Source organism: Polaromonas sp. YR568 (genome assembly GCF_900116715.1).
In the GTDB taxonomy this organism is placed as follows: domain Bacteria; phylum Pseudomonadota; class Gammaproteobacteria; order Burkholderiales; family Burkholderiaceae_C; genus Polaromonas.
Map to the genome: position 1 here is coordinate 66,888 of NZ_FPBM01000004.1, position 14,070 is coordinate 80,957.

12 protein-coding genes and 1 other RNA gene are annotated in these 14,070 nt (G+C 63.3%); 5 read left to right on the forward strand and 8 right to left on the reverse strand.

Annotation, left to right across the window (positions count from 1 at the left end):
- Positions 1-12 precede the first annotated feature (12 nt).
- Positions 13-2,055 (reverse strand): transketolase, encoded by a 2,043-nt coding sequence (gene tkt, locus BM408_RS10330; protein ID WP_092129699.1) that lies wholly within the window; start codon positions 2,053-2,055, stop codon positions 13-15.
- A gap of 131 nt (positions 2,056-2,186) precedes the next feature.
- Between tkt and speD the strand changes: the two genes are divergently transcribed.
- The 5 genes from speD (at position 2,187) to BM408_RS10355 (ending at position 7,117) form a co-directional block, all read left to right on the forward strand.
- Entirely contained in the window at positions 2,187-2,564 is a 378-nt protein-coding gene (speD, locus tag BM408_RS10335) for an adenosylmethionine decarboxylase (protein ID WP_092129701.1), read from the forward strand.
- Positions 2,561-3,316 (forward strand): N-acetylmuramate alpha-1-phosphate uridylyltransferase MurU, encoded by a 756-nt coding sequence (gene murU, locus BM408_RS10340; protein ID WP_305790675.1) that lies wholly within the window; start codon positions 2,561-2,563, stop codon positions 3,314-3,316. Before speD ends, murU begins: the two co-directional genes overlap by 4 nt.
- Before the next feature lie 13 nt (positions 3,317-3,329).
- Positions 3,330-4,721: an aminopeptidase P N-terminal domain-containing protein gene (locus tag BM408_RS10345; RefSeq protein ID WP_092129703.1), complete on the forward strand. Its 1,392-nt coding sequence runs from the start codon at positions 3,330-3,332 to the stop codon at positions 4,719-4,721.
- Between the two features lie 113 nt (positions 4,722-4,834).
- Entirely contained in the window at positions 4,835-6,256 is a 1,422-nt protein-coding gene (locus BM408_RS10350; RefSeq protein ID WP_139237330.1) for a hypothetical protein, read from the forward strand.
- A gap of 51 nt (positions 6,257-6,307) precedes the next feature.
- A complete protein-coding gene (locus tag BM408_RS10355; RefSeq protein ID WP_092129707.1) occupies positions 6,308-7,117 on the forward strand; it encodes an FkbM family methyltransferase in 810 nt (269 codons plus the stop codon).
- Positions 7,118-7,253: 136 nt separating this feature from the next.
- Here BM408_RS10355 and BM408_RS22725 read toward each other — a convergent pair whose 3' ends face one another.
- The 7 genes from BM408_RS22725 to BM408_RS10385 all read right to left on the reverse strand — a co-directional run bounded on the left by BM408_RS22725 (position 7,254) and on the right by BM408_RS10385 (position 14,014).
- The gene (locus BM408_RS22725) at positions 7,254-7,769 is read right to left on the reverse strand and encodes a hypothetical protein (protein WP_139237331.1); all 516 of its coding nucleotides are present in this window, start codon (positions 7,767-7,769) and stop codon (positions 7,254-7,256) included.
- Positions 7,770-7,787: 18 nt separating this feature from the next.
- Positions 7,788-9,410 (reverse strand): FAD-dependent oxidoreductase, encoded by a 1,623-nt coding sequence (locus BM408_RS10360; protein ID WP_175541751.1) that lies wholly within the window; start codon positions 9,408-9,410, stop codon positions 7,788-7,790.
- Positions 9,389-10,936, reverse strand: a complete 1,548-nt coding sequence (locus BM408_RS10365; RefSeq protein ID WP_254774768.1) for a polyamine aminopropyltransferase — start codon at positions 10,934-10,936, stop codon at positions 9,389-9,391. The genes BM408_RS10360 and BM408_RS10365 overlap by 22 nt, the downstream gene beginning before the upstream one ends.
- Before the next feature lie 53 nt (positions 10,937-10,989).
- Positions 10,990-11,064: non-coding RNA, sX9 sRNA (locus BM408_RS10370), on the reverse strand.
- Between the two features lie 59 nt (positions 11,065-11,123).
- A complete protein-coding gene (locus tag BM408_RS10375; RefSeq protein WP_092129713.1) occupies positions 11,124-11,345 on the reverse strand; it encodes a DUF350 domain-containing protein in 222 nt (73 codons plus the stop codon).
- Positions 11,346-11,408: 63 nt separating this feature from the next.
- On the reverse strand, positions 11,409-12,926 hold the full coding sequence (locus BM408_RS10380; RefSeq protein ID WP_092129715.1) for a DUF4178 domain-containing protein: 1,518 nt from the start codon (positions 12,924-12,926) through the stop codon (positions 11,409-11,411).
- A 53-nt stretch (positions 12,927-12,979) separates the two neighbouring features.
- Positions 12,980-14,014: an SPFH domain-containing protein gene (locus BM408_RS10385; protein ID WP_092129717.1), complete on the reverse strand. Its 1,035-nt coding sequence runs from the start codon at positions 14,012-14,014 to the stop codon at positions 12,980-12,982.
- Between the last annotated feature and the right edge of the window lie 56 nt (positions 14,015-14,070).

Genomic DNA, 14,070 nt, shown 5'->3' on the forward strand with positions numbered 1-14,070 from the left:
GTTGTTATGCGCTTACTTGCGCAGCACCTTGCGCACGGTGTCGGCGACGTTCTCGGCGGTGAAGCCGAAGTGCTTGAACAGCACGGGCGCAGGCGCCGACTCACCGTAGGTGTCGATGCCGACCACGGCTGCGCAGCCGTATTTCCACCAGCCGTCGGTCACGCCCATTTCCACCGCGATGCGGGGGATGCCTTCGGGCAGCACTTCGGACTTGTAGGCCGTCTTTTGTTTGTCGAAGGTCGTGTTGCTGGGCATGGAGACCACGCGCACGGCGATCTTGTGGGCGGCCAGCAGCTCTTGCGCCTTGAGCGCGAGTTGCACTTCAGAGCCGGTGGCGATGATGACGGCCTGGGCCTTTTTGTTCAGGCCCACTTCGGCGGGCTCGGCCAGCACATAGGCGCCGCGGCTGATTTCACCGAGGTCGTGCTTGGGCGCGTAAGGCAAGTTCTGGCGGCTGAGCAGCAGCGCGGTGGGCTTGTTCTTGTTCTCAAGCGCGACGGCCCAGGCGACGGCCGTTTCAGCCGTATCGCCCGGACGCCAGACGTCCAGGTTGGGGATCAGGCGCAGGCTGGCGGCGTGCTCGATGGACTGGTGCGTCGGGCCGTCTTCGCCCAGGCCGATGGAGTCGTGGGTGAAGACGTGGATGACGCGCAGCTTCATCAGCGCAGCCATGCGGATGGCGTTGCGGCTGTAGTCGCTGAAGGTGAGGAAGGTGCCGCCGTAGGGGATGTAGCCGCCGTGCAGCGCGATGCCGTTCATGATGGCGGCCATGCCGAATTCACGCACGCCGTAGTTGATGTGGCGGCCACCGGCGCTTACGCCTTCCGCGTTGGCGGTCAGCACGACTTCACCGTTCATGTCAAAACGCAGGTTGGGCGTGGACTTGGTGTTGGTGAGGTTAGAGCCGGTCAGGTCGGCCGAGCCGCCCAGCAGCTCGGGCAGGCCGGCGGTGAAGGCTTCGAGTGCGAGCTGCGAGGCCTTGCGGGACGCGACGGTTTCGGCCTTTTCGTGCGCGCCGATGACGGTGTCCACAGCCAGTTGCGCAAAGCTCTTGGGCAGCTCGCCCTTCATGCGGCGGGCCAGCTCGGCAGCGAGTTCGGGGTGCGCGGCCTTGTAGGCGGCAAATTTGGCGTCCCAGGCGGTTTCAGCGGCCAGGCCCTTGGCCTTGGCGTCCCAGGCGTCGTAGACCTCTTTCGGCACTTCAAACGGCGCATGCGGCCAGTTGAGGGCTTCGCGCGTGAGCTTGATTTCTTCGGCGCCCAGTGGTTCGCCGTGGGCCTTGGCGGTGTTGGCACGGTTGGGCGATCCTTTGCCGATGTGCGTCTTGCAGATGATCAGCGTAGGTTTGTCGTTGGACTTTTTCGCGCCTTCGATGGCTTGCGAAACCAGCTCGGCGTCGTGGCCGTCAATGGGGCCCAGCACGTTCCAGCCGTAGGCGGCAAAGCGCACGGCGGTGTTGTCGATGAACCAGGGCGCGACCTGGCCGTCGATGGAGATACCGTTGTCGTCATAAAGCGCGATCAGCTTGTTGAGCTTCCAGGCACCGGCCAGGGCCGCGGCTTCGTGGCTGATGCCTTCCATCAGGCAGCCGTCGCCCATGAACACATAGGTGTTGTGGTCGACGACGGTGTGGCCTTCGCGGTTGAATTCCTTGGCGAGCAGCTTTTCAGCCAGCGCCATGCCGACGGCATTGGTCAGGCCCTGGCCCAGCGGGCCGGTGGTGGTTTCAACGCCGGGGGTGTAACCGTATTCGGGGTGGCCGGGGGTTTTGCTGTGCAGCTGGCGGAAGTTCTTGAGCTCGCTGATCGGCAGCTTGTAGCCGGTGAGATGCAGCACGGCATAAATCAGCATGGAGCCGTGGCCGTTGGAGAGCACAAAACGGTCGCGGTCGAACCAGTTGGGGTTGTGCGGGCTGTGCTTGAGGTGGCTGCCCCAGAGGGCGACTGCCATGTCGGCCATGCCCATGGGGGCGCCGGGATGTCCGGAATTGGCTTGTTGAACGGCGTCCATTGCGAGTGCGCGTATCGCATTCGCCATCATTGGGGTATTGGCCATGTAGGCAGCTCCGGAGGGGGAAAGATCAGGGGTAACCCGGTATTTTACCGTTAGCCCCCTCCCCACCGGTTTGGCGGGGGTTTGCCCCGGATTTGGCCGGGCGGCCACCCGCCATGAACTAAAGTCGGGGGATGCAAGGCCTTCACCTGACCGCCGACCTGTACAAATGCCGCTGCGACCCGGCCTGGCTGACCGACGCCGCGAAACTCGGCGACTGGTGCGTGCAGGCAGTGCAGGCGGCCGGCCTTCAGGCCGTCAACCAGCTGTTTCACACCTTTCCCGACACCGTGCACGGCCCGGGCGGCATCACAGCCACAGTGCTGCTGGCCGAATCGCATGTGTGCGTGCACACCTGGCCCGAACAAAAAGCCGTGACGCTGGACGTTTATGTCTGCAATTTCGGCGGCGACCATTCGACCCGGGCGCGCGGGCTGATGGACGCGCTGGTGCGGCGCTTTAACCCGGAATGGACCGAGCAACGCTCGCTGGACCGGGGCGATACCGCATGAACAGCGGCGCACCCATCAAAGCCATGATTCTTGCCGCCGGGCGCGGCGAGCGCATGCGCCCGCTGACCGACACGACGCCCAAACCGCTGCTGCCGGTGCGCGGCAAACCGCTGATTGGCTGGCATGCCGAGGCGCTGGCGCGGGGCGGCTTCACCGATCTGGTGATCAACACCGCCTGGCTGGGCGAGCAGCTTGAGGCGTACTTTTCAGGTCATTTCGGGCTGCAGGCCAATCAGGACGGGCGCAAGCCGCTATCAATTTCATACTCCCACGAAGGCCTGGATTTTGGCGGCGCACTGGAAACCGCCGGCGGCATTGCCCGCGCGTTGCCGCTGCTGGGCGAGGTGTTCTGGGTGCTGGCGGGTGATGTGTTTGTGCCGGGTTTTGAATTCACCCAGGCCGCCGCCACCCGGTTTGCCGCCGGCAACAAGCTGGCCCACCTCTGGCTGGTGCCCAACCCGGCGCACAACCCCAAGGGCGACTTCGGCCTTGGCGCCGGCGGCCTGGCGCTGAGCCTGCCCAAGGACAGCACCCAGCCCAAATTCACTTACAGCACCATAGGCCTGTACAGGCGCGAACTGTTCGACAGCCTGCCTGCCGGCAACCCGCAGGGCCTCAAAGCCCCGCTGGCGCCCTTGCTGCGGGCCGCGATGGACAATGGCCGGGTCAGCGCCGAGCTGTATGAAGGCGCCTGGACCGACGTGGGCACGCCGGCCCGCCTGGACGAGCTGAACCAAACCACCACGAACTGAAGCGGAACGCGCCATGAGCACCTCCACGATCTACGAAAAACGCCGCGCCGCCGTTGCCCGCGCGCTGAAGGCCGCCGGCGGCGGCATTGCCCTGCTGCCGACCGCGCCGGAATACCCGCGCAACCGCGACAGCGACTTTCCCTACCGCCACGACAGTTACTTCTATTACCTGACCGGCTTTGACGAACCGCAGTCCTGGCTGGTGATAGCGTCCAGCGGCAAGACCACGCTGTTTTGCCGGCCCAAGGACCTGGAACGGGAAATCTGGGACGGCATCCGCCTGGGGCCCAAGGCCGCGCCGGCCCGGCTCGGCGTTGATGCCGCCTTCAGCACCGACGCGCTGGACGAGAAAATGCCGGCACTGCTGGCCAACCAGAAATCGGTGTGGTTTCCCTTCGCCACGCACGAAGGCCTGGGCGCACGGGTAGACGGCTGGCTGGACAAGGTACGCACCCGCGTGCGCCTGGGCGACGAACCCCCGCCCAGCCAGCACGACCTGTGCGGCGTGCTGGACGAGATGCGCCTCTTTAAAGACAGCCACGAGATCGCCATACTGCGGCGCGCCGGCAAGATTTCGGCCGGTGCGCATGTGCGCGCCATGCAAACATCTGCGGCCATGCTGCGCAAACCCATCAAGGGCGGCCTGCGTGAATACCACCTGGAGGCCGAGCTGCTGCACGAGTTCCGCCGCCACGGCTCGCAGTTTCCGGCCTACACCAGCATCGTGGCCGCGGGCGCCAATGCCTGCGTGCTGCACTACCGCGCCGGCGACGCCGAGCTCAAAGCCGGCGAGCTGTGCCTGATCGACGCCGGCTGCGAGCTGGACGGTTATGCCAGCGACATCACCCGCACCTTCCCCGCAGACGGCAAGTTCACGCCGGCGCAGCGCAGGCTGTATGACATCGTGGTCGAGTCCCAGTACGCCGCGGTGAAAGCAACCAAACCCGGCAAGCGTTTTAACGACCCGCACGAAGCCGCCCTGCGCGTGCTGGCGCAAGGCATGCTCGACACCGGCCTGCTACCAAAAGCCAAACACGGCAAGGTCGACGACGTGCTGGAGTCCGGCGCCTACCGCCAGTTTTATATGCACCGAACCAGCCACTGGATGGGCATGGACGTGCACGACTGCGGCGACTACGGCGAGCCCGGCACCAAACCCCGCGAAGACAAGGACGCCATGGGCCAGCCCATACTGCGCCGGCCTTCACGCATCCTGCGGCCCGGCATGGTGCTGACCATCGAGCCCGGCATCTACGTGCGGCCCGCCAAAAACGTGCCCAGGGAGTTCTGGAACATCGGCATCCGGATCGAAGACGATGCGCTTGTCACGGCCAAGGGATGCGAGCTGATGACGCGGGGTGTGCCTGTGGATGGAGACGAGATTGAGGCCTTGATGCGCGGCTGAAGCCCATCAGCTGCCATGCACAAATCTCTTGCTGAAAAACCAGGATTGCCTGCTCTCATGCCGTCCCTGCGCGTGCGTGCCGCCGCCCATACCGCGCCGGGGAGTTCGAGTTGATGGACGCAGTGACCTGGGAGACATTCCATGACTGTCTTTTGCAGGGCCGTCTACAGGCCTGCCACGCCTTTCTTGATGGCGTGCATGCGGTGGAGTCCGGCACGCCGAGATACTGGGCCGGCCGGGCGAACACGCATTACCGTGCCAGCGAGTTCACACAGGCCCTTGACCTGTGCCTCAAGATCGGCAACGACTCCCCCGGCTATATCAACCATCGCTACTTGCTGACCGATGCCTGTGCCCAGTTGGGAATGGCCGAGTTGGGCCGGGCGGAACTGACCCGCATGGTGGGCCGCGCCAGCCTGCATCCGGGCATTGAGGCGCAGATTTTTGCTGAAGGGTGGGCGCCGCTGGGGCTCGACAAGGAAATCCTGGCACTGGAGCCGGGGAACTCCTGCGGGGATCTTAATCATCATGTGCGGATCATGGTGGCGGCGCAGAGCCAGATGCGCCTGCATGGCATTGCCAGCGGCCTTTCGGCGTATCACGAAAGTTATTGCACGCCGGCGGCCTGGAACTGCATGTACCCCCAATTCGACACCGGCAACTACTGGAACGGCCAGAAGGCCTTGCCCCGGGTTTTGAAGCTGGAGAGCCGTGGCGGCATAGGAGACCAGTTGCAGTGGGTGCGGTACGCCGCGATCCTCGCGTGTGCGGGCGTGCATGTAGAGCTGAACGACTGGAACCCGGAGGTGCTGCAACTTTTGCCGGCTGATCGTGATGAGTTCGCGCCGCTGCTGGCGCAGCAGGGATATCACCTCGGGCATTCCGATGAACCCATGTGGTCGGATCCGTTCACCTTGTTTTCGGCTCTCTTTCCAGACTTCGGGTACGCCGCCCGAAGCAGGTATGTCTCCAGCTTGCCCGCTTGCCAGGAAACGGAGCTGCTGAACCAGATTCGCGCAAGCGCCGCAGGCAAGCCCTGCGTGGGGCTTTTCTGGTCGGCCAATGAAAGCCCGACCACATTCGGCGGCAGGAGCCTGAAACTGCAGCAACTCCACGAATTGTTCGCAATGCAGGATGTGCACTGGGTGATTTTTCAGCGGGGTTACCAGCGCGAGCGCTGGCTTGACGATTCCCGCAGCCGGGACACGGAGCATTTCACAATGCTTCCCCTGACGCTGTCTTTCAGCAGCAGCATCGCCCTGACAGGCGGGCTGGATGCGCTGGTCAGCATCGACAGCGGGCTTCTTCATGGTGCAGCAGCCATGGGGACTCCGGCTATCCTGCTGGCAAACCATGCGGCGGAGTGGCGCTGGGAAAAGCACCCTGACACAACGCCGTGGTACCCGGAAATGTTCATTGCAAGAGCCCCCTTTCTGGGTGGCTGGGAAGAAGCGGCAGGTATTGCCCGCGATGCCCTGCGCCGGCAATTCAGGCAGCCCTCCAATACGGGCTTGCCGTTGGCGCCCGGCCCCTAACACCCGACCTATGTTGTTTCAGGATTCTTAGCGCCACCAGAAAGCCTAGCCATGACCTTCATCTCCCGCCCCCTTCCTTTTGTGCTGGCTTCGTCCAATCACGGAACCATGATCGTCAACCGCAACGATTACCACATGCTCAACGAGACGCAAGGCTACGGCGTCGGGCACCAGATCTTCCAGAGCTCCCAGTTCGACCCGCATGAAGTCGCCATGGTGCTGCAGTTGCTGACTTTGCGCCGGGAGGTCTTCGGTGAGGGGGTGGTCGCGCTGGACACCGGCGCGAACATCGGCGTTCACACCATTGAATGGGCCAGGCACATGCACGGCTGGGGGGAGGTGATCGCCATCGAGGCCCAGGAAAGGATTTACTACGCGCTGGCCGGCAACATCGCCATCAACAACTGCTTTAACGCATCGGCGCGCTACGCCGCGCTTGGTGCAAAAGAGGGTGAGCTGAAGATTCCCAGGCCCGACTACCTCAAGCCCGCAAGTTTCGGCTCTCTCGAATTACGCCAGAGCGCCAGAAACGAATTCATCGGCCAGCCCATTGACTATTCGGCCCAGGGCAGCCAAACGGTCAGGATGATCACGGTAGACGGCCTTCAGTTATCCCGCCTGGATTTCATCAAAATGGACATCGAGGGTATGGAACTCGAAGGTCTGGCGGGGGCGTTCAAAACGATCGAAGCTCATAAACCCCAGATGTTGATCGAATCGCTCAAGACCGACGCACAGGCCTTGCGCAGCCTGCTTGAGCGGCACGGTTACAAGCAATACCAGATGGGAATCAACGTTCTTGCCATTCACGCGAACGATCCCACGCTCAGCAAGATGACGATTACCCCGTATTCAGCTTAACGGCGCTTGTGGTTCAAGCCTTGCCAGGGGCCGCCTGCAGCGGGAACTGGCTCATCATGAACGCCGTCGCCGGAATCGCCAGGATGCCGATGCCGACAATGGAAAGCACCACGCATTCGCTCGCACGGATGCCGGTCTATTGAAACGGCGGTTTTGGGTGCTCTGAAGAACGAAAAGTCGTGTTATCCCCAAACGCATATGGCTGCAGGTAAGGTAACACCATCGCAGCAATACAACCCAGAACCATGGTGAGTGCCGGACCCGACCAACCATGCGCCCTGTCTCCGAATGGGAAATTGATTGACCACATAGCACCCCCGGAAGCACCGCAAACGGCACCTGCCACCGCAAGCAACCATATCGAACGATTAACCATCGCACCACGAAGTAGCGGTGAAACAAGAAAAAAGACCAAGCCAGATAGAAATGCAACGCCCATCGACATCACGGCAAATATCACGGCTGTAAAAAAGGGGCCAAAAATAAGAGCAGGAACTCCGAGGACGGCAAAAAAAGCGCTCTTGTCCTGTAGCCCTCTCCAGATCGCAAACAGTCCCGTGGCAAAACCAATCAAAGCGCCCGGCACCATACACAAGCCGACAAACAAAGCGGTAAACAGCAGTGACGCCTGAAGATCTTTTTGGTTATACATGGAGGCCCCTGCGCTGGACTATAGCGACATCCCCCTGATATGTCCCTGAGTAAACGCCTCTTCAAACACCGAGTAGCCCGACAAATCGCTGTGCGCAAAATGCAGCCGCTGCCACGGCGCCTGCAAAGGCCGCTGTAAGGCCCGCAGCGCCGCGTTGCTGCGGATGCCGGGCACGGGCGTGCTCATGGCGTGGCCGTAGCGCATGACTTCCAGCCGCGTGGCTTTTTCGGGCAGGTCGGGGTGGGGCACTGAGAGCTCGGCCAGCATGGTGTCGCGCCAGTGCGTCCAGGGCCGCTCATAAAGCGCCTTGCGCTGGGCCGCTTCGATGCCGAAGGCGCGGTAATAAGTCAGCACCGTGGCGCCGGGCACGGATTGAAGGCTCTGGTGCTTGGCGTCGACATAGCCCAACCCCGGATAACTGCCGGGTGTGCCGTCGCCGTAGATCACGTTGTCCCAGCTGGGAGCGGCGCCGGGCCGGTCGTGCAGCGCGGCATCGATATGCAGGTTGGCGACCAGCCATGGCGCGTAGCGCAGCGCAGCGGCGGCCTGCTGCAAGGCGGGCGGCGGGTTTTCCACCACGCGGGCGGCGACAAAAAGCGGCAGCGCGATGATGCACTGGTCGGCCTGCCAGCGCTCGACGGCTTGCGTGGCGGCATTGAATGCGTCAACTTCAACGCCGTGCCTGCCTGCGGCCACACGCATCACCACGCGGCCTGTGCGCAGGCGCTCGCCCAGCGGCGCGGCCAGTTGCCGCGTCAACCAGCCGTTGCCTTCGGGCCAGGTGAGGACGCCGGCTTCGCGTTCGGCGGCGGAGGCCTCGCCGGGCGCGTGAAAGCCGTGGCGGCTGGCGAAGTAATGAATGCCGGCCCAGGCCGACACGGCGCCCAGGCCCGCGCCGTAGTCGTCGCGGCAGCAGTAGTCGAGGTACCAGCGCAGCGGCGCGCGTGTCAGCTGCTGCTGGTCCAGCCAGGCTTCAAACGTCAGGGCGTCTAGCGCGCGATGCAGCGGCGCCGGTGAATCGTTTGAGACGGGAATTGAAAAAGGCGCGGCCGCCGAGGCCTCTTGCACCAGGCGGGCAAAGCGCTGGTAGTCGGCGAGCAGGCCCACGTCCATGTCATGCAGGGGCAGCAGGCCTTCCTGCCACTGCCCGTCGATGAAGAGGCGCTCCTGCGGGCTGTGGCACAGGTGGCGCTCGTCGTACTCCCAGCGGCCGGCCACGCGCCGGCGCAGCGAGAGTTCTTCCAGCAGGTCCTGCACATCGCGCGCGCCATCACCGGGCACCGGCAGGTAGTGCGCGCCCAGCGGGCAGGGCACACCGCCCACCATGCCGCCGCGGCTGTTGCCGCCGGCGCTGTCTTCCAGCTCCAGCATCACGAAGTCATCGATGCCGCGCAGGCGCAGCGCGCGGGCTGCCGCCAGGCCGGCAACGCCGCCGCCGGCAATCAGCACACGGGTGCGCTGGGTGGTGGAGGGGGCGGGCCAGCTGCGCGGCTTGCCGGGCTCCGGCCGCAGCGTGTGGCCGCGCTCGTGGCTGATGCCGGCAAAGCCGCCTTCGATATGCCTGGCCTCCCGGCAACCCAGCAGCGGCAGCGCAGATGCCGCCAGAAAATGCCGGCGCTTCAATGCAGCACCTTGCCCCATTCCTGCTCGTAGCTGTGCACCAGCTCCTGGCTGGATAGCCGGTTGACCGGCGCCGGCACGCGTGCCATGTCTTTCGGAAAATCAAAGAGCAGCGGCAGTGTTTGGGTATCAAGAAACTTCAGGCCTGCCGGCAACGCGGCCGTCTGGGTGGTGGGGCTGAAGGGCCGGCGGCCGGCCACCACAAAACCCCATTCCCCGAAGCTGGGCACATTGGCGTGATACGGCGCGGCTTTCAGCCCCACCGACTCCAGTGTGCTGACCACCGTCCAGTAGCTGCGGCGCGCCACCAGCGGCGAGGTGGTCTGGATCACGGCGTAACCACTGGCCGCCAGATGGCGGTCTAGCAGCGCGTAAAACGAGTTGGTGTAGAGCTTGCCGATGGAAAAATTCGTCGGGTCGGGGAAGTCCACGATGATGATGTCGAACATGTCTTCGGTTTTGTCCAGCCACTGGAAGGCGTCGGTATTCACGACATGCACCTTGGGTGAGAGCAACGCGTCGCCATTGAGGCGCCGCAAGGCCGGCTGCTGGCTGAAGAGATTGGTCATGGCCGGGTCCAGCTCGACCAGGGTGATGCTTTCCACGCTGGGGTACTTGAGCGCTTCGCGCACCGCCATGCCGTCGCCGCCGCCCAGTACCGCGACTTTTTTCGGCGCGCCGTGCGCGCTCATCACAGGGTGCACGAGCGCCTCGTGGTAGCGGTATTCGTCGCGCTCGGCGAACTGCAGGTTGCCGTTGAGGAACAGCCGGTGGCCGCCACGGCCATTGGTCACGACGATGCGCTGGTAAGGCGTGGTGGCGGTGAAAACCACGCGGTCCTGGTAGAAGTGATCTTCAGCCAGCGTGGTGATCTGCTCGGCGCCCACAAAACCTGCGCCCAATGTTCCCATCACCAGGAAGCAGGCGGTGAGGTGCGCCTTGAAGTGGCGCAGCTCATGGCGAAACAGCCACAGCGCCCACACCGCAACCGCCGCATTCATCAAGCCGAACAAGAGGCCGGTGCGAATCAAACCCAAATGCGGCACCAGCACCAGCGGAAATGCCAGCGACACGGCCAGCGCACCCAGGTAGTCAAACGTGAGCACCTGCGACACCAGCTCCTTGAGCGCGACATTGCGCCGCAGGATGCGCATGACCAGCGGGATCTCCAGCCCCACCAGCGTGCCCACCAGCAGCACCATGGCATACAGCAGGAAACGGAAGGCGCCCGGCACATAGGCATTGGCAATAAAAAGCGTCGCTGGAAGCAAACCGCCGATCAGCGCCACCAGCAGTTCTATGCGCAAAAAATGCGCCGGCAGCTGCCGCTCAAAAAACCGCGACAGCCATGAGCCGATACCCATCGCAAACAGATAGCTGCCGATGATGGTCGAGAACTGCAACACCGAATCACCCAGCAGGTAAGACGCCAGTGCACCTGCCGCCAGCTCATACACCAGCCCGCATGCTGCCACCACGAAGACGCTGGCGAGCAGCGCGACCTCGAGAGGGCGCGGGGTGGAAATGGAGGTTGACTCAGTGTTCAAAATGAAATGGGCAGTGAAGATGAAACGCGATGCGAAGCGAGCCGAATCACGACGGCGTCAAGGGCGTAGCGAGCGGGCCGCGGGCAAGGCGGACGGAGCGGACGAACCGGAACGTACTTGCGGTACGTGAGGATTCGGAGCACCGGACCAACGCCGCCCCCGGCTCGCGCAGTAGCCGGGAACGAGCCTACCCGTGGATGGCGGCGGCTACTATTACGCAGATGCCTAGCGCCATCGCGGCCACAACCACAGCCAGTGCCAGATTCTGCTTCTCAACAATCTCCTGCCACAGGTCATAAGGCGTGACCTTGTCGATGATGACAAAGCTGACCCAGAAGATGATCACGCCGATCAGCGCGAACAGGATTGAGCCGAGGAAAGCGGCGGGTTTAAGCCATTCAAGTCCCATGATGTTCTCCAGAAAAAATCTGCCAGGTTGAATAGAAGGCGTAGAAGAAGAAAGGGGCGGCGCTCATTTGTGGCCGCCTCCGCCGGAAAATCCACCGAACGAGCCGCCGGAGCTGCGCGAACTGCTGGACGAAGAACAGTTTTCGACTTTCGGGTCGCACTGTGAGCAGCGGCCGATCAGGAAAAGAAACACCAGTATCAGCAGCACGATCACGATGATGGTGACGCAGCCCATGCCTGACGCGCTGCTCAGGGGCTGGGCATCCGCGCGCTTGAAGAGGTCTTTTTTTCCTTCAAGCTTGAAGGCCTTGGCGACCAGGTCGCCGTCCAGCTTGCTGCCGCTGGACCAGGTGATTTCATTCGGCGCCTCTTCCTGGGACAACAAGAAGCTGCCGCTGGTGAAATCGCGGTTAAACGTTTTTTGCCCGCGCTCGACCTGCCAATAAAACTCACCCGCCACATACGTGGTCTCAGCGCGATAGCTGCTTTGCAGCGGGTAGTTCGTCTTGAGATAAACGGCACTGTTGTCGCCGGACCTGAAGATTGGGGCGCCGGTGAGTGGCTTGACCAGGCTCCAGCCGCCCTCGGCGTCCACCAGAAAGGTAAAGCCGCGCTTCTGGTTGTAGAGCAGGTATTCGTCCCAGCCGAATTGCTCATCCGGGTCATCGGGCTCATAGCCCATGCGGTGCTGAAAGCCCACCACCTGCCATTGCGCACCCGACAACTGGCCCACCGTGCCCAGCGCAATCAGCGGGCTGACGGGCTCGTCCTGGATGGCGTGTTTCAGCGCAGCGCCTGTGCCCTGTGTCAGGTCAATGATGCTGTTGCAGGAACGGCAGGTGATGCTTTTGCTGCCGGCCAGCGTGACTTCGACCGGTGCCCCGCAGTTGGGGCAACTGAACTGCTTGCCTTTTTCGTCCTTGGCGGATTCTTCCTTCAGGCCCGTGAGCTTGAGTTCGTCGAGCAGCACCGAGCGGCCCAGCGACAAGGCGGGTGCGCCGCTGTCGGCCGCGGTGCCGTAGTCGACGCTGAGCACGTCGCCGTCGGCGCTGCGCAGCTCCACCATCGCAAAAGGCGCACCCAGTGCAGGCAGGCGAGGCAACTCGCCTTGCGCCGACAGCAGCGACACGCTTTCGTTGGACGCCACGCTGAACGGTTTGGCATTGATGGCCGTGGTGGCACCGACGCGGAAATTGCCGGCCGGCGGCACGGCGCGCTGCAAGCTGGTGGGCAGGCTGAAAACATAAGCGCCGTTGTCTTCGCTCAGGAAGGCCGGGCTGCCGTCGTCCAGCACGGCGTACCACTCGGTCCAGGTGCCCTGGGCGTACTTGTATTGCAGCCGGCCCACCAGGGTGAAATTGCGGCCGTTGTAAACGCCCGAAGCCTGCAATTGAAGCGGGCTGAAATCGTTGAACAGCTCGGCCATCTTGCCGATGCGGGACAAGGTGTCGCCGTCGCGCACGACGGTGCTCTGGCAATAGCCGCACACCGCATGGGTGGACTGCGCGCTGCGAAATTCAACGGGCGCGCCGCACCCTGGGCACGGCGCGCGGTACGCGCGTTGCTGAGGCTCGGATGCCAAGATGGGCCTGTGGTGAAGAAGCGGTCAGTGAACGATGCGCGGAAAGCCGGGCATCAAACCAGCTTCTTGAGCAACTCGGCCTTCTTGGCCTCGAACTCTTCCTGCGTGAGGATGCCTTTGGTCTTGAGGTCGCCCAGCTTTTCGAGGGTGGCCATGACATCGTCGGGCTTGACCGCCGCCGCAGCGGCCGGGGCGGCCGGGGCTGCATTGCCCTGAAGGCCTTGCTGCAGGTTTTGCGCCAGCACCTGGCCCAGCGCCACGCCGGCGCCCAGGCCCATGGCGTCGCCGGCAATGCCGCCGCCACCGCCGGCGCCTTCGGCAAATTTCGGAATCGCCTGCGCCGTCTGGTACTGCATGAATTTGCCCATGTCGTTGCCGACCATGCCCATGCCGATTTTCTGGTCGAGGATTTTTTGCAGCTCTTCGGGCAGGGAGACGTTCTGCACCGTCATGCCTTCGAGCTTCAGGCCTATCTTGGCGAACTCCGGCGTGAGCTGCGTCACCAGCGCCTGGGCAAAGGCGAGCTGGTTGGCCGCCAGGTCCAGGAAGGCGATGTCGCTGGAGGCAATTGCGTTGGAGATGTTCTGCAGCACCAGGCCGCGCAGCTGGCCGTCCAGGTCTGCGGTGGTGTAGCGGTCGCGCGTGCCGGAGATTTCGGTATGGAACAGCTTGGGGTCGGCGACGCGGAAGTTGTAGTTGCCGAAGGCGCGCAGGCGCACCGCGCCGAAGTCCTTGTCGCGGATGGTGATGGGCTGGGGCGTGCCCCACTTCTGGTCGATCTGCTGGCGGGTGCTGAAAAAGTAGACGTCGCTCTTGAAGGGCGACTCAAACAGCTTGTCCCAGTTCTTGAGGTAAGTCAGGACCGGGATGGTTTGCGTCGTCAGCTTGTACATGCCGGGGCCGAACACGTCGGCGACCTTGCCCTCGTTGACGAAGACCGCCATCTGCGACTCGCGTACGGTGAGCGAGGCGCCGTACTGGATTTCCATGTCGGCCATCGGGAACCGCCAGGCCAAAGTGCCGTCGTCGGCCTCGGTCCACTGGATGATGTCGATGAACTGTTTCTTGATGAAGTCCATTAAGGCCATGGCGCGCTCCCTTTGAAGTGAGTTGTCGGCCACATGATACCCGCCGAAAACGCAAC